Annotated in this window: 22 protein-coding genes and 1 pseudogene; 15 read left to right on the top strand and 8 right to left on the bottom strand. The window is 43.1% G+C overall.

Translation table 11 applies throughout. From position 1 onward, the window contains the following. Nucleotides 1–19 precede the first annotated feature (19 nt). A complete protein-coding gene (locus ACTHRG_RS06545) occupies nt 20–202 on the bottom strand; it encodes a hypothetical protein (protein WP_076257779.1) in 183 nt (60 codons plus the stop codon). Nucleotides 203–515: 313 nt separating this feature from the next. On the opposite strand from ACTHRG_RS06545, the gene ACTHRG_RS06540 reads away from it, so the two are divergent. From ACTHRG_RS06540 to ACTHRG_RS06500, 9 genes are all read left to right on the top strand, one after another. Beyond that, entirely contained in the window at nt 516–1535 is a 1020-nt protein-coding gene (locus ACTHRG_RS06540; protein WP_076257778.1) for a DUF3231 family protein, read from the top strand. A 172-nt stretch (nt 1536–1707) separates the two neighbouring features. Then, on the top strand, nt 1708–2025 hold the full coding sequence (locus ACTHRG_RS06535) for a PadR family transcriptional regulator (RefSeq protein ID WP_076257777.1): 318 nt from the start codon (nt 1708–1710) through the stop codon (nt 2023–2025). Beyond that, nucleotides 2012–2581: a DUF2812 domain-containing protein gene (locus ACTHRG_RS06530; RefSeq protein ID WP_076257776.1), complete on the top strand. Its 570-nt coding sequence runs from the start codon at nt 2012–2014 to the stop codon at nt 2579–2581. The genes ACTHRG_RS06535 and ACTHRG_RS06530 overlap by 14 nt, the downstream gene beginning before the upstream one ends. A 106-nt stretch (nt 2582–2687) precedes the next feature. Beyond that, a complete protein-coding gene (locus ACTHRG_RS06525; protein WP_076257775.1) occupies nt 2688–2888 on the top strand; it encodes a hypothetical protein in 201 nt (66 codons plus the stop codon). After that, a complete protein-coding gene (locus tag ACTHRG_RS06520; protein ID WP_076257774.1) occupies nt 2885–3085 on the top strand; it encodes a hypothetical protein in 201 nt (66 codons plus the stop codon). The genes ACTHRG_RS06525 and ACTHRG_RS06520 overlap by 4 nt, the downstream gene beginning before the upstream one ends. Nucleotides 3086–3636: 551 nt before the next feature. After that, nucleotides 3637–4728: a sensor histidine kinase gene (locus ACTHRG_RS06515; protein ID WP_076257772.1), complete on the top strand. Its 1092-nt coding sequence runs from the start codon at nt 3637–3639 to the stop codon at nt 4726–4728. Then, entirely contained in the window at nt 4729–5418 is a 690-nt protein-coding gene (locus ACTHRG_RS06510; RefSeq protein WP_076257771.1) for a response regulator transcription factor, read from the top strand. 134 nt (nt 5419–5552) lie between these two features. Next, nucleotides 5553–6167 carry a DUF5957 family protein gene (locus tag ACTHRG_RS06505; protein WP_076257770.1) on the top strand — a complete coding sequence of 205 codons (615 nt, stop codon included), beginning with the start codon at nt 5553–5555 and terminating at the stop codon, nt 6165–6167. Continuing rightward, nucleotides 6164–6664 carry a DUF1772 domain-containing protein gene (locus ACTHRG_RS06500; RefSeq protein ID WP_076257769.1) on the top strand — a complete coding sequence of 167 codons (501 nt, stop codon included), beginning with the start codon at nt 6164–6166 and terminating at the stop codon, nt 6662–6664. The genes ACTHRG_RS06505 and ACTHRG_RS06500 overlap by 4 nt, the downstream gene beginning before the upstream one ends. Before the next feature lie 43 nt (nt 6665–6707). Here the strand turns inward: ACTHRG_RS06500 and ACTHRG_RS06495 are convergent, their stop codons facing one another. Beyond that, the gene (locus ACTHRG_RS06495; RefSeq protein ID WP_076257768.1) at nt 6708–8675 is read right to left on the bottom strand and encodes a M6 family metalloprotease domain-containing protein; all 1968 of its coding nucleotides are present in this window, start codon (nt 8673–8675) and stop codon (nt 6708–6710) included. A gap of 201 nt (nt 8676–8876) precedes the next feature. Here ACTHRG_RS06495 and ACTHRG_RS06490 point away from each other — a divergent pair, with 201 nt between their 5' ends. Both ACTHRG_RS06490 and ACTHRG_RS06485 read left to right on the top strand, forming a co-directional pair. Beyond that, nucleotides 8877–9317, top strand: coding sequence for a GNAT family N-acetyltransferase (locus ACTHRG_RS06490; protein ID WP_076257767.1), 441 nt, complete (start codon nt 8877–8879; stop codon nt 9315–9317). Beyond that, nucleotides 9314–9580: pseudogene (locus ACTHRG_RS06485) on the top strand (DnaB-like helicase C-terminal domain-containing protein); the annotation flags it as partial. The gene ACTHRG_RS06490 and the pseudogene ACTHRG_RS06485, both read left to right, overlap by 4 nt. Before the next feature lie 280 nt (nt 9581–9860). On the opposite strand, the gene ACTHRG_RS06480 reads toward ACTHRG_RS06485, so the two are convergent. The 4 genes from ACTHRG_RS06480 to ACTHRG_RS06465 all read right to left on the bottom strand — a co-directional run bounded on the left by ACTHRG_RS06480 (nt 9861) and on the right by ACTHRG_RS06465 (nt 14948). Further along, the gene (locus ACTHRG_RS06480; protein WP_076257766.1) at nt 9861–10943 is read right to left on the bottom strand and encodes a Ger(x)C family spore germination protein; all 1083 of its coding nucleotides are present in this window, start codon (nt 10941–10943) and stop codon (nt 9861–9863) included. Continuing rightward, nucleotides 10930–12009, bottom strand: a complete 1080-nt coding sequence (locus ACTHRG_RS06475) for a GerAB/ArcD/ProY family transporter (RefSeq protein WP_076257765.1) — start codon at nt 12007–12009, stop codon at nt 10930–10932. The genes ACTHRG_RS06480 and ACTHRG_RS06475 overlap by 14 nt, the downstream gene beginning before the upstream one ends. Continuing rightward, nucleotides 11999–13333, bottom strand: a complete 1335-nt coding sequence (locus ACTHRG_RS06470) for a spore germination protein (protein WP_076257764.1) — start codon at nt 13331–13333, stop codon at nt 11999–12001. The genes ACTHRG_RS06475 and ACTHRG_RS06470 overlap by 11 nt, the downstream gene beginning before the upstream one ends. 184 nt (nt 13334–13517) lie before the next feature. Further along, on the bottom strand, nt 13518–14948 hold the full coding sequence (locus tag ACTHRG_RS06465; protein WP_440230857.1) for a polysaccharide deacetylase family protein: 1431 nt from the start codon (nt 14946–14948) through the stop codon (nt 13518–13520). 179 nt (nt 14949–15127) lie between these two features. On the opposite strand from ACTHRG_RS06465, the gene ACTHRG_RS06460 reads away from it, so the two are divergent. Continuing rightward, nucleotides 15128–16369 (top strand): YeeE/YedE family protein, encoded by a 1242-nt coding sequence (locus tag ACTHRG_RS06460; protein WP_175609076.1) that lies wholly within the window; start codon nt 15128–15130, stop codon nt 16367–16369. On the opposite strand, the gene ACTHRG_RS06455 is transcribed toward ACTHRG_RS06460, so the two are convergent. Beyond that, nucleotides 16366–17211: a DUF6612 family protein gene (locus tag ACTHRG_RS06455; protein ID WP_076257761.1), complete on the bottom strand. Its 846-nt coding sequence runs from the start codon at nt 17209–17211 to the stop codon at nt 16366–16368. The two genes, ACTHRG_RS06460 and ACTHRG_RS06455, sit on opposite strands and share 4 nt — an antisense overlap. 284 nt (nt 17212–17495) lie before the next feature. Here ACTHRG_RS06455 and ACTHRG_RS06450 point away from each other — a divergent pair, with 284 nt between their 5' ends. Continuing rightward, nucleotides 17496–17762: a hypothetical protein gene (locus ACTHRG_RS06450; protein ID WP_076257760.1), complete on the top strand. Its 267-nt coding sequence runs from the start codon at nt 17496–17498 to the stop codon at nt 17760–17762. 251 nt (nt 17763–18013) lie between these two features. Here ACTHRG_RS06450 and ACTHRG_RS06445 read toward each other — a convergent pair whose 3' ends face one another. After that, a complete protein-coding gene (locus ACTHRG_RS06445; protein ID WP_076257759.1) occupies nt 18014–18526 on the bottom strand; it encodes a GNAT family N-acetyltransferase in 513 nt (170 codons plus the stop codon). A 76-nt stretch (nt 18527–18602) separates the two neighbouring features. Between ACTHRG_RS06445 and ACTHRG_RS06440 the strand changes: the two genes are divergently transcribed. Both ACTHRG_RS06440 and ACTHRG_RS06435 read left to right on the top strand, forming a co-directional pair. Beyond that, complete coding sequence (locus tag ACTHRG_RS06440; protein WP_076257758.1) at nt 18603–19199, top strand: YitT family protein; 597 nt, start codon at nt 18603–18605, stop codon at nt 19197–19199. A gap of 83 nt (nt 19200–19282) precedes the next feature. Further along, entirely contained in the window at nt 19283–19477 is a 195-nt protein-coding gene (locus ACTHRG_RS06435) for a hypothetical protein (protein WP_076257757.1), read from the top strand. Nucleotides 19478–19551: the final 74 nt, after the last annotated feature.

The raw sequence follows: 19551 nt of genomic DNA, 5'->3' as shown, positions 1-19551 counted from the left end.
ATACTAAATTTCCTTTTTCTTAAAAAGAGATATTTTGAAAAAGTGGAATGGTTAAAACTATAGTGGATAAAGAACCTGCAGCAGTTAAAATAACTATTTTGCGGCCATTCTGTTCCTTGGAAGGCTTCATAAGCTCTATGGATAATGATATCCATATAACTATAGATGCCATAGCTATGATAAATAGAGCGGTACTTGTCATATTGGAATTCCTCCATTCATTTTTCTAAAATCAGCAGAATTTCTTAAAGTTTATCACTAGTGCTGAGTTAGGTAAGTGTGTGAAAATCGGGTTACTTTCCCTCTCCTGCTGCAAAGGTCTTTCAAAAAGCCCCTGCAGCGACTCCTTTAACTATTTGTACGGTTTCTCCTTTAAATAAGTTTCGTATTATTGTTCCAATTAGTTTTTTGCTTGACAGCTGCCCTTCTCCCCAAATAGCAGCTTTAATTTTGACGAAATTTAAAGTATACGAATTTAAAGGAAGGAGATAGTAAGTAAAAAAGAAGGGATTGTCATGAAAAAAATTAAACCAATTAAATTAAGTTCTCATAATCCGGATAGCTCAGAAAAATTAACATCAGCCGAAATGGGCAAGCTTTGGGCTACATATATGGGAAACAGTATGGCATCATGTTTTTTAAAATATTTTCTGCAGCATGTTGAAGATAAGGACATTAAAAGCTTATTGGAAAATGCCTTACAGCTGTCAGAAGAATTTATGGAGACTATTAAAGGTATTTTCAAGAAAGAAGGATTTCCTATTCCTAATGGTTTTACGGAAGAGGATGTAAATTTAGGTGCTCCCAGACTGTTTATGGATGAATTTTATGTCCACTATTTAAAGTATGCGGCAAAAGCAGGATTGAGTATTTATAGTATTGCCATCCCTCTTATGTACAGAAAGGACGTAAAGGAATTTTTTAGGCATTGTATGGATTCCGCCATGGATTTAATGGAGCAGATCAAAGAGATATTAATACATAAAGGGCTGATCATTAAACCCCCATTGATTCCAGTTCCTGAGAAAGCGGAATTTGTGCATAAAGATTTTTTAACCGGCTACCTTGGAGATAAACGCCCTTTGCATGCAATGGAAATCCCCCATTTTTACGATAATATTGAAAATAATGTGACAAGTAAGGCACTCATTATGGCATTTGCCCAAGTGGCCAAGGATGAAAAGATACGTAAATTGTTTGAGAAGGGAAAAGAAATTACCACCACGAATATTGAAAGTTATAGGCAAAAACTGCATGAAGAAGATTTGCCTTCACCACCTTATCTGGATGACTTAATAACCAATTCCACTTTCTCGCCTTTTTCTGATAAAATCATGCTCTTCCATAAGATGGATATGTTTTCAATAAAACTTAGAGCATTCGGAAATTCAGTGGCAGTCAATGGCCGGCGCGATGTAGGGATGGTTTATTTGAAGGCAACAATGAAAAATTCACATTTTGTCCAGAGTGCTGCAAAAATCATGATTGAGAGAGGCTGGTTTGAACAGCCTCCAACGGCTGCTGATAGAGATTGATGGTATTTTTGCCTTTATTCTTCTTTCACTAGCGGTTAAAAGTCGCTTTCCCTTGCCCTAAGGAAAGCGGCTTTTTTAGTTTTATTTTAAAATTTCGTTGACTATTCAGTTGAACTGTATTATCTTATTGTTAAGTTGAACTATATAGCTGAACTGAATAGAGGATGAGAAGATGAAACATAAATTATTACCGCTGTCTGAAACCATGCATTATATTTTATTAGCTCTGCGTGAGCCGCTCCATGGCTATGCCGTGATGCAGAAGATAGACGAGATAAGTAACGGCACTGTTAGTTTAGCGGCTGGTACATTATACGGTGCGATTGAGAACTTGAATAAGCATGGCTGGATTGAACCTGTTGGAGAGTCAGGCCGGAGAAAAGTTTATATGATTACTGCGGAAGGAAGCGAAATTTTGAAAATCGAACAAAAGAGGCTGCTGCATATTTTATCCCTGTACGAAGGAAGTGAATCGAATGAAGAAATTTAAGATGTTTTTTGATATTGAAAAAGAGGAGCGCTGGCTGAACGAGCAATTGCAAAAAGGCTATCGCTGTACAAATATTAGCGGATTGGGCATATACACTTTCGAAAAAACAGACAAGAAATATGTGATGCGGCTCGATTATCAAGATTATTTTTCAAAGAAAAAGTTTGAAGGTTACAAAGGGTTATATGAAGATTTCGGCTGGGTTTATATAAGTGGGCCATGGCTTGGCGGAATTCGATATTGGCAAAAAGAGGATGATGGACAAAGTCAAATCTTCTCGGATCGCCAATCACAGAGTCATTATTATAGAAGGCTGATGGGGTATTCATCTGGTTTGGGGATACTGTTATTGTCTTTTTCGTATATGATTTACAAGGATTCGGGCTTATATTTAGCCGAAGGTCTTTGGAGTATGAAGGGTGCATTATTTTGGAAAGCCTTTTTATTTGAGACTCCATTTGTCCTTTTAAGGCTGCTTCCAGTCTTTATGGCTGTGTTCTTCTGCATCAGTTTCTATAAAGCTTATCGTAAGTATTCAATGTTAAAAGAGAAATAGTTTACTGTCCCAGGGGATGGTGGACAATGAACCTGTCCCTTTTTATGGCCGAAAATGAAACTTTCCCTTCTGTATAATCGTAAACTATCGAAAGGGGGAACTGGTTTTGAAAGAAAATACCAGCAGGTTTGATTTTTACTCGGCCATTATTATTTCAGTGATAGCGATAGTTTTAATGATCAGGAACATGTTAGCGGACATAGATTTCTTTTCCGTGACCAATGCTTTGGCTGTTTTTGCTCTAGTAGTATCCCTCAGGCAGTTATATACCCTAACCATGGCATCCCGAAAAGGGGAACCATCATGAATTTGTTCACATTTGCTCTGGCCGGATTGAATGCCGGCGATATTTTATTTCAGCTTTTGGCTTTTGCCTTTTTATTGACTATTCCTGGGATCCTTGTCATTTTCTTTTTTATTTTCAAGAGAAGAAACGACAGATTAAAGCGAATAGAAGAAAAGCTGGATCAAGCCCTTTTTAAAATGGAAGGCAAAAATAAATAGGGTTGGTGTAAGGCGGGGAGCTGGTGTGCAGAATGAATCTGTGCACTTTTTTTATTAAACCCAAGGAGCTGGGGGAGCTTCGGACACAAAAAGCGAAAATCCGAATCGTGGAGTCAGAACCTGGGGCAACTTCGGACACAAAAGGCAGGAAAGCGCGAGATAGAGTCAGAACCTGGTCTAACTTCAGACACAAAAGGCAGGAAAGCGCGAGATAGAGTCAGAACCTGGTCTAACTTCGGACACAAAAGGCAGGAAAGCGCGAGATAGAGTCAGAACCTGGTCCACCTTCTGACACAAAAGACAGGAAAGCGCGAGATAGAGTCAGAACCTGGTCCACCTTCTGACACAAAAGGCAGGAAGCCTGCAGTCAGAGTCAGAACCCCGTTGTTAACCTGAAAAAATTCCGTACACCGCCCCTCTGCAAAAAAACCACCTGTTAAGAATTTTGTAATAACTATATAATGTTTTGGTTAGAATCTTTGTTTATACTTTTTTCAAGATTATCAAGCTGGTTCAATCCGGCTATTATGATACAAAACCGGGGTGACTGGATGTCCATAAAAAAACGATTGATTTTATCGAATATAGGGATGGTGCTGCTTCCTGTTGTTTTATTTCTGCTGCTGGAAATGGTCATTGGGTATGTATTGTTCTATCCTGTGAAAGGTTCAGTGGATCAGGAGGATCTTGAATTTTTCCGGTCGATTCGGATTTATCTGCTGGTCGGGGTGCTGATTTTGACCAATGGAATCCTGACTTTCCTTGTTTCGAAAAGCATCATTGCTCCGCTTCTCCGGCTGAAGCAGTCGGCGAATGATATCAGCAGAGGAGATCTGGATACAGAAATAGAGGTTTCCGGGAACAAGGATGAATTGAACGAGCTGGCCATGGCGTTTGAAAGCATGAGAAGCCGATTGAAGGAAGCCGCAGCTATGCAAAAGCAGTATGAAGAGAATCAGAAGGAATTGATTGCAAGCATTTCCCATGATTTAAAAACCCCTTTAACGAGCATTAAGGGCTATGTCCGCGGCCTGGCAGATGGTGTGGCGAATACGCCGGAAAAGATGGAACGATATTTGGGCACGATTGAAAAGAAGGCGGATGATATGGAAGCTTTGATCTCGGAGCTTTTATTGTATTCCAAGCTTGATTTGCCGAATGTTCCTTATGATTTGAGGGAGCTGGATTTAGCGTCCTATTTTGATGATTACCTCGAGGAGCTTCGGTTTAATCTGGCGGGACAGCCTGTCAGTCTCCGTCTTGAGTGCGAGCCGAATCAATCGTATCGGGTGCAGGCTGACAGGGAGAAATTGAATCGCGTGGTTGGCAATATTGTGCAGAACAGCTTGAAATACATGAAGGAAGAAAAGAAAGAATTAGTGGTCAGGCTGTCGTCAAAAGCGGAGGACGTCACGGTTGAAATTCAGGATAATGGTGCTGGCGTTTCACACGACGAGCTGCCTCATTTATTTGACCGCTTTTACCGTACGGATGTCTCCCGGAATTCTGCCACAGGCGGCAGCGGGCTGGGTCTTGCGATTGTAAAAAAAATCATCGAAGGCCACGGGGGGACCGTTTGGGCAAGTGGCGGAGCCGGAAAGGGGCTTAGTATCTTTTTTACGTTAAAAAAGGGGGGAAGATGATTGGAAAAAATCTTAATCATTGAAGACGAGCTTAGTATTGCTGAGCTCGAACGGGATTACCTGGAATTGAACCAGTATGAGGCAGATATTGCGGCAACGGGTCAGGAAGGGCTGGAACGCTTAAAAACAAACGCCTATCGGCTGGTGCTATTGGACCTGATGCTTCCGGATATGGACGGCTATGAAGTCTGCAGGAAAATCAGGGAGGTTTCAGAGATACCCATTATTATGGTGACGGCAAAAAATGAGGACATTGATATGATCCGGGGATTGGGCAGGGGAGCGGATGATTATATTGCCAAGCCTTTTAATCCCAATCAATTGATCGCCAGGGTGAAGGCGCATATAGCCCGTTATGACAGGCTTACCTCCAGCGGTCCCGGCAAGGATGAAGACATCAGGATTGGGGATTTGCTGATTCAGCCGGGTACACGGAAAGTATTTGCGGGCAATCAAGAGAGAATCCTTACGGCCAAAGAGTTCGACCTGCTGCTGTTCATGGCTACCTCCCCGAACCAGGTCTTCAGCAAAGAGCATCTGCTCGAGCAGGTTTGGGGATTTGATTTCTATGGGGATGTCACAACTGTGACAGTTCATATCAGAAGGCTGAGGGAGAAAATTGAAAAAGACCCATCTGAACCGGACTATATCGAAACGGTTTGGGGCGTGGGCTATCGATTTAAACGGTAAGAGCGTATAGATTTTCTATGCGTTCTTTTTTTATTGCCGGATTTAATAATTCTGTAAGAAATTGATAAGAGTGCTGTTAGAACCCCCGCTTAGAATGGGTTTTGTAAAGAAAACAGGAGAGGGGACGAAAGAAAATGCCAAAAAGAACATTGGCTGAAAATAGTTATATAGGATTGGGCTTGGTTTATCTGGGCTGCCTGCTGGTTCAGTTTTTGCTTGCGGGTATGTCGATCTTTGGGGACCCGTCCAAATGGGCCGCCCATAAAATGTTTGTACATTTGTTTGGCTATGCCATTCCGGTACTGATGATGCTGAGTGCACTGGCAGGAGGATTTTTTAAGCGGATTTATAAGGAGATGATAGTCGTTTTTCTGCTGCTCTTTGCCATGTATTTCACAGCCAATCTGGGCTGGAAAATCAGCTGGCTTGGAGCGTTTCATCCGGTTGCGGGAGTACTGTTTCTTGGGGCAGGCGCGGCTGCGGTCCGAAAGATATGGAAGGCGCCGCATGAGTCTGTTCGCTCCAAAGAAAAAAACAGAGGACTGCTGGTTTGGATATTGGCTGGAGCAGCCGGCGGATTAACAGCCGGAGTTATTTTATCTAATCTAATTGGAATCATTAGTTTCTATTTATTCGATCAGCCAGTGGGGATTAAATTTCTGCCGTTTTATCTGGCTGCCTTATCCGCAGTGATGGTACCTGCCTGGCAGTATAAGAAGAAACAAAAGATGAAGGAGGAAAAGCAATGAAGCAAAAACTGACGTATTTCTTTATGGTTTCATATTTATGGATCACCTTTATTATGCTGGGAGCTTTTATACTGGAGGTATTTATGGTGTATCCGAATATTTTTCATAACGTGCCGGAATCATTTGATGTCTCTATGGATTTTATGGAGGTCGCGAGTCCCCATACGTTTTTCCCGCCGCTTGGGTTAGCGAGCTGGGTCACTGGGGCTGGCGCGCTGGTTTTGGTATGGAAAATAAAATCTGCACGCCGCTGGGTTCTGGGAAGTATTCTTGTCATGATTCTCCTGGGGCTCATCTCCATGCTATTTGAATGGCCGCGGAATGAAATTATGTTTATTGAGGGGCAGAGTGTTCATTCAGTGGAATTTCTGAAACAGACCGCAAGGGAGTTTCTGATGATCAATTGGATCAGAGTAGCGTGCAATACGATTGGCGCTGTCATGGTGTTTGTGGGATTTTTAAAGTTTTATAAGAGCCAATTGCATGAAAGAGAGTAGGCAAATGGAAAGGGACAGGCGGGCCTGTCCCTTTTTTAATCATTTATTTCCCCGCACCCGGGCCAACACGTCTTGTAACAGTATCCGTTTTGGCAGGATCGGTTTCAGAGGTGCTTGTAAATGTTAGGCTTGTCGGTACAGGCTTGGTTTTTGGAATTTTCACGTAAACTGGAACTTCCACTGTTTCACCGGCTTGCACTTCAATCACATTATGCTCAAGCATGAGCTCCCAGCCGGCTTCCGTCTTGGCATTAAGGCGGATAAGATCTGCAGCATTGCCCGTATTGGTTACCTTGAAGGAATAGGCTGCCACCTTGCCGGGAGCGGCAAATTGGACTTTGCTGTTTTCAGCTGAGACGCCTCTTGCGGTCGGGCCGGACTCATCCATATGGCGGACGGCGACACGATAGGAGAGGGCTCCTTCGTTATCAAGCTTTTTATTTAAAATGTAAAAGTGAAGACGGTTATGCTCGTCCTTATATTCGCTGACAACCCCATCTGCTGTGCCTGCTTTGAAGAGGGAATCGGAAAGCTGTCTGTAATCCCCTTTTGAATACATAGCTTCTGTTCCGTCAGGACGTTTAAAGTCAACCTGGTTAATGTCTTCTGCATGAGAGTCGATGACCCAGATGTTTGGTGCTGCTTCCGAATTTTTGGTTTTGGCAAGAAGAACGCCGGAATCTGGAGTGAACGAGTCAAATCCTACACGGTCCACCACTTCCACGGTATAGTTGTTGTACCACTTTTCCCCGCGCTGCATGTCCGCACGCCAGTCGTCCTCAAGTGAATTTTTTGGCGTCAGATCTTCCATGCTGATGTTGATGCCGTGAAGGGCATTGCGGCCAAACTCTTCACCGGCCGGTACCGAACGTGCCAGGATATCAGTAAACACAGGTCCGGATTGAGCCAATTCCTCCCGGCTGATGTTCAAGTACTGATCTTCCGATAAGAAGCCTTGCTTGATTTTGTTTCGGAGCATGTGATGCGCCGGCGCTGATCCGCCTAGTGTAGGGAGCACCATCCAGCGTGTATGAGGCCCTGCAGGACCATTAAAGCTTCCCCGGCTCATTAATTCCCAAGGTCCGGAATAGGAGCGGGAAACAGGCTTTCCATATGGATTGTTGTAGTTATCCCCCAAATTCATAATATGGCCAAATTCATGAGCGAAGGTTCCCATTCCATCGTTTTCACCCTGGATGGAAACGCCCCGGCTTGCACTGGACCAGATGCTTTTCGCGGCAAGCCACGAAGTCCAAGGGACATAGCGGGTATTGGCGGAATTCGGAAATCCTTCAAAAGGCGGACCGAATTCCTTCGCCACATCTTCTGCTGTCTGGAACATCATTTCCCCAAATTCCTGCCAGACACCTGACTCATCATATCCGGCATGCAGGATGAAGGTGAAATCGTAATTTTTGCCTGAAGCGGCGATATCGGCTTGCGCCTTTTCCATTGCTTCAGTTCTTAAATTTTTTGCCTGGTACTCTCCCGGCATATTGACCTGCTGTCCGAATTCGTTCAGTCCGTACTGGAATTCATTGTGGTCCATCCGATAGGTTCCGAATGAATCCAGTTCAACAGCCCATTTGCCATATGAATTTTCTCTCCAATATTCATTGATGGTCCGATGATTATTCAGCGGCTGCGGCTTGTTCAGGAAATCCACCCAGAACTGGCCGATTTCATCCCGCGGAATATTGCCGGTGCCAATAGGGTTGCCTGCCACTTCAGATCCTTCCGGCTGACTTAAAATAAACTCCCGGTCAGGAAAATCGACAATGACAAGCGCTCCCCGTAATACTCTTTCAGGTTCAATATCAGCCGTACGCCAGTCAATTCCCGGCACCGGCCGGTAATCTTCCCAGGTCATGTCCTCAGGAAGCTCCCAGGACTGTACATCTGCGGGTTCCGGGAAATCTTCAAGACCCGGCTTTTCTGCATAAGCCGCAGAAGAAATGGTCATTAAAATCAATGTAACAAAGAAGATAAAAGACTTTTTCAATTGCCTCAACTTATTTCGCCTCCCTTAATTCTAGCATTCTGGTAAATTATACAATCTTGTTTCGGTATTAAAAATATAAAATATTTAAAATATTCAAAATGATAGAGAGGACCTAAGACTTGATGCCTGTAATAAACTAATAGCAGAGGGTGGCGGTAGTATAAAACTGCTATATTTAAAGGAGAGGAGCTTTCTAAGCGGGAGGGACATATGAAATTAAATATCTTTTATTCAATGCCAGGGGATGATGTTTTAAAAGGAATCCTGCAACTTCACAGGAACATATTCGGCGATTCTGAAGAATTAGTCAGTAAGATGAAAAGCAAACCTCAGTTGCTGGTGCAGGCAGCTATGGATGGAGAAAAAGTGATTGGATATAAAATGGGATACCCCCTTGATGAGGAGACCTTTTATAGTTGGTTGGGCGGAGTGGATCCTGAATACAGGGGAAAGGGCCTTGCTTCCATGCTAATGGAAAAGCAGCATGAATATCTAAAAGAAATGGGGTATAAGCTGGTCCGGACAAAAACGATGAACAAATGGAGAGGCATGCTGATTTTGAATATTAAGCATGGATTTGATGTGATTGAAACTTATACCGATGAAAAAGGACTGCATAAGATCGTGCTGGAGAAGCGATTACAAACTTAAGGCTGCTGAGCAGGGGCGTGGAAAGCAGGCAGGACAAGCGGCCGATGCTTTCAGATTTGCGGGAGAGCGGGCAGATTGAGCAGGATGCAGATGTGATAGCGTTTTTATACCGTGATGATTATTACTATAAGGAATCCGACCGCAAGGATACGATTGAGATTATTCTCGCCAAACAGCGGAATGGGCCGATTGGGACGGTACGGCTGGCGTTTATGAAGGAGATTGGGAAGTTTGGGGATCTGCCGCCTGGGGAGTTAGGGTGAGCAAAGCGAATTGGATGGAATGCACATTTGGCATAAGAGTTTGAATACATGAGAGGTACTAATCGAGATAAATAGTTTAGCGAGCCGCATTAATCAGGCAGAACAGAACCCATTAGTTGGAAAAACCGGCAGCGAGCGGTATTAATCAGGCAAAATAAGGCTCATCAGAATGGAAGATCGACGACGAGCAGCGCAACCGCAACCGATTGGTTCCCCTCATTTTAGCAAAATTATCATGCTATTCCCGCCTGACCTGAAAAGGGACAGCTTCACTGTCCCATCAGGTTGTTCTTAAGTACCCTTCATTTTGGATGTCTATCTTGAATTGGATATCAGATTTCAAGTTTGGGTAGTAAATGGACCGCCAGTTTTTCAGCTCTTTTCGGTCGATTTTAGTGCGATACAATTGGCCTAAGCCGAGAATGTCTGCTTCGCTTTCCTGGAGTGTGGCTAACATACTGCTGAATCGGCTTGAGAGGAGGTGGCTCAATTCTTTCTTGATCATGGCACTGGATGTGTTGCCTCTTGTTTCAAGGATGACAACCTTTAGGTTGATCCGGCTTTCCAAAAAAGGCTGTTTATCAGTCAAGTCTGTATGGTGGTCCATGGAGTTGCCGATGATCATGACGCTTGCGTGATTCAGAACTTCAATTTGTCCATGGGTGCTTTCATTATTAAAGGCATTGAATAGCAGGGTTTCGTCATTACTGATCTGCTCCACCATCTTTCCGTTTTTAATAACGGCAGAGCCTGCTTGTTCGTAAGTTGTCGTTTCTCCCGTCACAATCAGGGGGATAGCTACATCTCGTGTATAGGAATGGATGCTGCGGTAGACTTCCCATATCCTTGTAAGGGCAATCTCCGGATTCCAGCCTGCATTTTTTTCAAAATAATCGAACATGTTGGTTCCTTTAAGATTCTTTGATTCTGAGAGTATCGAAAAAAATTCATCCATGTTCTGGTCACAAATCGTGACTAGTGCTTTTGGTGATACCTCCCGTGATCTCATGAAACCGGCGATGATGTCTTTCATGCCTTTCTCCGCTGTTTTCCGCTCTATCATGATGACTTTTACATGAAGCAGATCTACGCTGGTTTCCATGTTTCGGCTGATGACATCTACCGCATGGGAAATGGTCTTCCCCGTTCCGGATACGATCCTCACTTCCATAGACCCTTCCACAGGTTCAGGGATTTTAAGAAAAACCTTGTATTGATCGTCTTCAACAGTAGAAATGCCAAGGACAACAGGAAGAGTCCGATGATTGATATCTCTGATGTCCCAGCAGCCGGTTAAAGTCATCATTGTCAAAAGCAGACAAACAGTAATAGGTGCTTTAGATTTTAGATTAAATGGATTCATCTTTATCCTTCCTCTTCATGCGGCGTCCAAAGAAATAAATTGAAAATGGAATGGCTATTAAAATGTAGAACCTCAGAAACGTATTCCACCAAAATAATTTCTCGACATCTTTCCAATCCGGGATTAAAAAACATGAAAAATAGACTGCGGCAGATAGGGCAAGCAACAATTTTACCGGTTTAATGGAAGGGAGGTAATGACTTAAGATTCGAATTGCTTTCCAGGACACAAGAGCAAGGTAAAGCATTACAAAGGAGATGAGGCTTAACAAGAAAAACATTGTGACCCTGTCGAACATAAGCCAATTAATATTGATGGCATCCACGGCTACAACATATGGAAGGAAGGTTGTAGCTGAGGTGGCCTGCCCAAAAGTCAGGACTGGAATATAGACTGAAAAAAGGAAAAAGGGAATAAGGAATGCGGCAGCCCATAATACATATTTTCTGTCGTAGGAGAAATAAGGCTGGACAAAGCCGAGAAACAGAAAGCCTCCGGAAAAAGCAAAAAAGCTTTCCAGGTATGTTCTTTTTATAAGGAATCCGAGATCTGCATCTAAAGGAACTATGTACCTCCAATCCACGTTTTGGAAAGAAGTAAAGAAAATAAAGATGATAATGGGAAGAAATAAAAGGGATAGGAGAAGCCCTGTGCGAAAAATGGTTTCAACTCCTCTGGCTGCTATATAGGTCGAAATAGATATCAATAAAAGCATGATGGCCCATAAAGGAGTGTTTGATAAAAAGACGATGGTAATAATTTCGGCATAAGCCCGGAGCGTAATCAATAATATCATGCCGAAATATAAGAAAACCGGGGCAATAAAGAAGACAGCTGTCCCTTTCCCAATCCCTGCATAGATGCGAATAATATCTTTTTTTGGAAAATAGCTTAGTCCCTTCATATAAATAGAAATGAAAATGAAATGAATGATCACGCCGACCAGAACAGGAAGCCAGTGGCCCTGTTCTGTACTAGAAATCACATTGCCTGGATACATAAAGAAAATCAGGCCCAAATGGCTGATGATGTACATCAGCATGACATGCAAACTTTTATCTGCCATTGCTTTCATTCCCTTTTACATTTAAGTAGAGATAGGACTTTCCATAGGTATTGAGGCTTGCCAGGTAAGCGCAAATGAAAACCAAGCCGGCAACCAGCCCTAAGATGCCAAATATTGCCGCCAGAAGCACAATGGCGTATTTGAACAGCCGAATGGAGACAGCATTCTGAAATCCGACGATGGTTGAATTGGCAATGGTTGTGGCGGCAAGAATGATGATCAGCAGATTGCTGACTAATTTTGCTTCCACGGCAGCCTGTCCCAGGATAATTCCTCCGACCATTGTAATGGTGGGCCCAATGGATTTCGGCAGCCTTACACTTGCTTCCAGGATTAATTCAAGAATGACAAGCATGAGAATAATTTCTACCAAAGCCGGATAGGGAACCCCCTCACGGCTTTGGGCAACTGATAAAGCAAGCTGAATCTGCAATACTTCAGGATTGACTGAGACCAAAGCCACATAAAGCCCAGGACTGATCAGCGTCACCAGAATGCCGATGATTCTGATAATCCTAATGGCAAACATAATAGGAAGAGGAAAATTCCGGTCATTTTCAATAGCAAACATATCCCAGAACAGACTTGGGAGAATGAGAGCAAAAGGCAATCGATCTGCGAACAGAACGACTTTTCCTTTTTTCAGATTCTGAACCGCATGATGGGGCAGCTCAGTCGTATTAAACTTTGAAATAGCATTCCAAGACGGAAACCCCAGCATTTTGGCAAGTCCCTGCAGATCACATGCTTCCATTTGGATATTTTTTTCAATATGATCACGAATGCTGTTAACCAGATTCACATCCGCTTGGCCGTCTAAATACAGCAAGGATAATTTGTTTTTGCGGCTGCGGCCGGCTAAAAAAGAGTCGATTCTGATTTCGTCCGAATTCATGAGTTTTCGGACGATGCCGATATTAGTATCGATTCCTTCTGTAAAGGAATCCAATGCCCCTTGAATAACATTTTCATTTGTGGGTGAATCAATCGAACGATCGAGCATAGCGGATACAGGCTCCATAATGATAAAACGGTCGGTGTTTTCAAAATGGATTACCAGTTTGCCTTCATATATGGATGAAATGGCTTTTTGGACATCCCCTTCAAACACTTCCCCTATGGCCCGCCATAAATCCTCAGTAGGCTGATTCTGCAAAAGGATACTCTCCGCCTGCTTGTGAAGCACAGTTCTCGTTTTAATAAAATCGATGAGTGTATTAAACCCCAGCAGCATCACGGCAGCATCCGCAAGGTAGTCCCTTTGAAGATGAAAATCTCCGTTGTTCCCAAGCTCTGCTTTTATTTCATTAATAAATCGATCCATTGCGGGTTACCCCTTCGTAAAGACATAAATATTATTAACTTTCGCTTGCTGGAAAATTTTATTCCTAAAAACTTTATTTGGAGTTTTAGCCCACGGCGGATGGCAGCACCATTCCCTTTTATGAAAAGGGGACAGGCGCATAATACAAAACGCTCAGGAAAACCCTGAGCGTCTAGCTGAATGCTTATGATCTTTTTCCAAAAAACGTACCGGTCACTTCCTGTTCCTGCAGAGATAGAAGCTGGGAGACGGTAATGAATTCGTAGCCCTCTTTTTCCAGGTAGGTCAGCAGGTCTGGAAGTGCTTCAGCAGTTGACTTATGGATATCGTGCATCAAGACGATGGAGCCTGGCACAGCATTGGCCTTCACGATTTTTTGAATAGCCGAGGCATTGAGGGTTTTCCAGTCCAATGAATCCACCGACCACAGAATAAGCGGTGTATGGGCCATTCCGGCAATTTTTTTCACATCTTCATTCAAGGCGCCATAAGGCGGGCGGACGGTTGCGGGAAGCTGTCCGCTTGCTTCCTTGATTTTGGCGCTGGCTTCTTCCATTTCTTTGCGAATTTCTTTTTCGCCAAGGGATGAAAGGTCCGCATGGCTGTCACTGTGATTTCCGATTTCATGGCCTTCTTCAGCCACCTGGCTTGCGAGTGCCGGATAGAATTGCGCCTGACTGCCAAGCATATAAAAGGTAGCCTTTGCATTATGCTTTTTTAAAATATCCAATATAAGCGGTGTGACTTTCGGGTGTGGCCCATCATCAAAGGTAAGAGCAATATACTTGCCGTTTGGATCAAGTGGAGCTGCTTTCTGTTCTTCGACTTCGGGTTCAGGCAGCTGGATGTCAGGGAGCTTCAAATGCAGGGCAATTTCATCCTTTAAGAGGGGACGAATCTGTTCGATTGGAATTTTCACCTTGACCGCTCCGGCTGCGCCTGCCGCAATTTCATATTCGTTAAAATAAAGCGTAAAATTCTTGCCGCTCAGTGACCATTTCCAGCTCGACGGATTTTTCAGCGCTTCGTCCAGCAGGTCATTAAACAGATAGTCCTGGAGCTCTTCCTTCTGGCCAATTTGGTTTTTTATCATCGTTCTGAGCGTTGTCAGGGAATCCTCATCCATATGGATGACATCTGCAAGCTGCACCATTTTCTGATTCGCAAGGTCGATCGTGAACGTTTTGACCGCGGCCTGCCCATTGGCGCCGCCAGTATACTGGTAAGCTTCAAATACCAGGGTGTACATAGTATCGGAAACTTTTTTCGGATCCGCCTTGATATTAAGATGGGCACGGAAATCTTCGCTGTCCAGCACCTGCCGGTTTGCCTGCACAAGTTCAAGGAAATCCCTTTCTTGAGCCTGAATCCACTCTTTCATAGGTTTGTTCAAATTTTCAATTTCAGTTATTGGTGAACTGATTGCAAGGGTATAAGATTTCGTTTCCTTTGTCCGCGTTTCCAGGTTTAATCCGGGGAATGCTTCAGGGGATGTGGTTTCTGTTCTGGAAAAAGCCTGAAGGCTGGTGTCAGCTCCAGAGCTGATAAAATAATAGATGCCTGCAATGAAGATGCAAAATATTGCCCACGATGGCCATTTAAACCGCTTAAGCAAAGATATCCTTTCCTTTCCTGTCTGTAAAATTATGACTCTCCAAAGATATAATTATATCAGGAAATCTTCGGACTGGAGAAAAATTCACCATTTACTTTTAAAAAAATATAGTATAAAATAACACTTTAATCCGACTAAAAAGATAAGAAAAGGAGTGAATGAGGTTGGCTCAAGTTGAAATGAAAAATAAATCATGGATTTCAGCACCAACAACAGTTGTTTCAAACTTAAATCCGATTCAAAAGCCTTTTGTTGCAGCTGGTGTTCTTGCAGCTCTCATTTTGTTCATCTCTATAATAAATACAGCGAACATGACACAGGGAGTTCTATTTATTATTGGAATTGCACTCGGTATGACCTTGCTTCATGCCCGGTTCGGCTTTACGTCTGCCTTCAGACGCTTTGCCAGTGTAGGAAACGGGCAGGGACTGCAGGCACATATGCTGATGCTCGCAGTTGCTTCCACATTGTTTGCGATTATTTTAAGCACAGGCTTCAGTTTTACAGGAATTGAGCCTAAAGGGTATGTGTCTCCTGTAGGAGTAAGCGTGCTGTTTGGTTCCTTTATTTTTGGAATCGGGATGCAGCTTGGGAATGGCTGTGCATCCGGCACTTTGTATTCTGTAGGCGGAGGGCAATCCTCCATGATTCTGACGCTGATTTCGTTCATCGCGGGTTCCACGATTGGAGCGTACCACTTCTCGTTCTGGATGGAAGAAACACCGGCATTGCCGCCAATCTCACTGGCGACATCAACTGGACTCGGGTATGGCGGGGCATTGGTGGTTCAGCTTGCTTTATTTGCATTGATTTATTGGGTGACCCTGCAAATCGCGAAAAAGCGTAAAGCGCCAATGATGAAAGCTTTGCCTACAACGGCCGGCTGGAAAAAAATCCTGCGAGGCTCATGGCCATTGTTCGCAGCAGCAATCGTCCTTGCGTTGCTGAATGCACTGACTCTGACGGTCCGCGGAACGCCTTGGGGCATCACATCCGCGTTCGCGCTATGGGGCGGAAAAACGCTGATGGCAATGGGAATCGATGTAACATCATGGGGATACTTTGCATCAGATCCGAACTTAGCGGCATTGAAAAATACAGTGCTTGCTGATTCTACAAGTGTTATGAACTTCGGCATCATCCTGGGTGCTTTTATTTCAGCGGCATCACAGGGAACGTTCAAGCCTGGAAAAATCAAGCCGGGTGTAGCTGGTGCTGCGATTGTCGGCGGACTGCTGATGGGATATGGTTCCCGCCTTGCGTTCGGCTGTAATATTGGCGCCTACTTCGGCGGCATCGCATCCTTCAGCCTGCACGGCTGGGTATGGGCGATTATGGCCATGCTTGGAACAGGTGTAGCGTTATTCATCCGCCCGCTGTTTGGATTGAAGAATCCGAAATCTACGGATTCGATTTGTTAAAAAAACTTGGTACTCGAAATGGAGTACCAAGTTTTTTTTGGATGGAGCTTTGGCATATATAATGAAAGTAAAAGAAAAAGGTTCCAAGAGAGATTTTTGGAACCTTTTTTATATAAGGCAGCTTCTTCGATTATTTCCTTAGGAACTTCAATTTTGTCCATTTCATTCATGTTTTTATATACGTGATTAATGTCGATTATAACTGCAGTATTGTCTTTTTCACCTGTTAAAGTGTTTGACAGTTCTTCAATATAAAAGGTTTCGGCATTGATGACAATCTTAACATCATGTTCCACTTCTTCTTGTTCAATTCCTGTGAAACTAACAGAATATGGATCTTCAAACGCTCGATAAACGTCTATATCTTTACCTTTGAAGGTAAAGACATAGGAATCATCCTGTTTGGTCATTTCCACTTTATCTGCAATCAATGTAACAATCTTAACGACATTTTTATAGAAAGTATCGTCTTGGCGGATTTGGTCCTGGTTCGGTACTTTCTGCCATCCCTGATTATTTGCGTTTATATACGCTTTATCTTTTGTAAAATAATACTCAGAATTTGTGGAACTGCCGTTTGCACTTCCCATTACCACACCGTACCCTTCCATATTCTTCTCGTTCACATCCGTTCTGAGTATGGCTTCGGATGACTGCAATGTTGAATCTAAAGATTTATCAATAATATCTACCCCTATTTCAATGTCAGCATGATAATTCTCTACTTCGCTTGCATGTTCTTCAAGTCCAGCGATTACTTCCTCTTTTGACAGTTCTTTATTGCATGCGCCTAAAACCAAGATAACCCCAGCCACTACAAAACCTACAAGCCACTTTTTCATTTACAAACCCACTTTCCAGGTTGATTTTACTCATGAAAGTTAATCTGTAAATATATGTATTCGGAGGAACTTGTATAGTTTCATAGGAAAAAGCACTCCAGTTTCTGGATGTTAAATAATGTATATTTTGGCAGTGTGATTATTATTTTTTTGAATTATTGCAGAATGTAATACATTTTTTTCAAAAAGAGATGCATATTCACGAAGAGCAGATTTGTTCAATAAATACACTGAGTAACATTAATTGTGGAAAAAGCGTCGTATTGGTTAGGGAGGGAAATAATATGAAAAAAATCTTTATTATTTTTATCACAATGACATCAATAATAGTAAATGGGTGCAGCATAGAATCAAAAATTACAGAGGAACAAGCTAAAGCAATTGTTATAGATTATCACACCAAACAAATTGGGAATGTTGAAATCATTTCAGTAACTGCAAAATTTAATAAATATATTATTGAATGGGAAAACAAGGAGAATTGTGAACAAGGAACAGATCGTGTTGATTCAAATGGCGAAATAAAAAACATTGAGTCATCCATTTGCTAATCAACCATTCTAGGGCTGGAAAGACACTGATTTAAGCAGGACAGCGTCCAAATGGATCATTGTTTTGTTCGTCGGTAAATAGTATTCATTTTCGTACTCTGCTGATTAAATTCACCAGAACATAAAAAAATAGAACCCCGGTCCATTAAGTTTATGAACGGGTTCTAGTGAAGTTTTGGTTAATAGAACTACAATTTACTCAGAACTTTTCTTTTGGCATCAGCCGGCATTTGAAAGGGATTGGTTGTATACTAACCCTCCAGCTCCATCTCAAAATACAGCTCCTCCTGCTGGGTGTCCTCAAACCACTTCATTCCTTTTGATTTCATGCCGATTTTCGTCAGTACTTTTCCGGAAGCAGGATTGGCCGGATCAATGGAGGCAATGATTTTCTTTATGTTCGGGCAGGATTCAGTCAAATTTCTGACGGATGCTGCTGCAGCTTCAGCGGCAAAGCCTTTTCCCCAGTAAGACTGGCTCAAGTGATAGAGGAGTTCTGCTTCGTCATCACTCTCTCCCGGATTAAATCCGCAAACCCCGAATAAGCTGGATGTTTCTTTAAGCAAAACAGCATAAACGGAATAGCCCTTCTCTTCCTGCAGATGCCGGTAAAATTCGATGGACCGCTGAATCCGGTCCTTTGTACTTGAGCCGCCGCAGTATTTCATGACCTCGGGGCTGCCCCAGATTTGAAATACAGCATCAAGATCCTGCTGCTGCATCGTTCTCAGTAAAAGCCGTTCTGTTTCAAATTGGTGTGGCATATTGAACACCTTTCATTTCGTATTTTGTGAGTTTATTATAAGATAGAGTGAGGAAAAAAGGTTAGGAGAATTTGTTATGTACCTGCTATATAAGTCTATCATTTTGGGAATCGCTGCAGCAATCCAGGGGGCGGCGATGACCTTTTTCTTGTTTCCGCATTTTATCCCGTCCGGCGGCGCGGCGAGTCTGGCGGTCGTATTCAATTACATAGTGGACACGCCTTATTCGGTCACATTGTGGGTTTTGAATGCGGGCCTGCTGCTGGCAGCAGCCAAATGGCTCGGAAAAAGCAGTGTGATCTGGACGCTGTTTTGTGTTTCGGTTACTTCGGTTACGATTGATATTCTGACTCCATACATAACTGAACCGCTGAATCCGGTTCTACTGGATCTTTTGCTTGGAGCTGTAGTCTTTGGAATAGGAGTCGGAATTTTATTCCGGATGGGCGCATCGTCAGGGGGCATGGATATCCTTGCGTTAATCATTTCAAAAGCAAGAGGAAGTGCGCCGGGACGGACATTATTTTACATAAATGGCAGCCTGCTTTTGCTTACAGGGGTTGTCGTGGACTGGAAGGTTATTGTTTATGCGGTGATCTGCCAGATGATCGGGACGCGGATGATTGATCTCATTTACAAGCTTGATGTAAGAATACTTGTGGAGAAGTACTGAAGAAAGGGCCGTGCTGGCCTTTTCTTTTTTATGGAAAATAATTTACTATTATTCTAGGGTAATATCAGGAAAGTGGGGATACTATGATTCAACTGCAGGAAGATAAGGAGAATAGCAAGAAGAATAATGAAGAAGAGGATAATGGCTGGGATGTTGGCGAGAATATGTATGAAGCAGGGGAGCAGCTGGCGGATGAGGGCTGTCTTGGCTGTGCAGGCGGGTGTTTTTTTCAGGCTCTATTTCTTGTAATGACACCACTATATTTTTTCCTGACATAGAAAGGACAGGGGAACCTGTCCTCTATCAGTTATCGGCCAAAAGGGTAAGGGTAGCGGCCGGATTTTTTATTTTA

It is taken from the genome of Cytobacillus sp. SAFR-174 (assembly GCF_051964675.1).
Classification (GTDB): Bacteria; Bacillota; Bacilli; order Bacillales; family Cytobacillaceae; genus Cytobacillus.
Note: the sequence above shows the minus strand (reverse complement) of the source record. Positions and strands in the feature narration are given on the sequence as shown.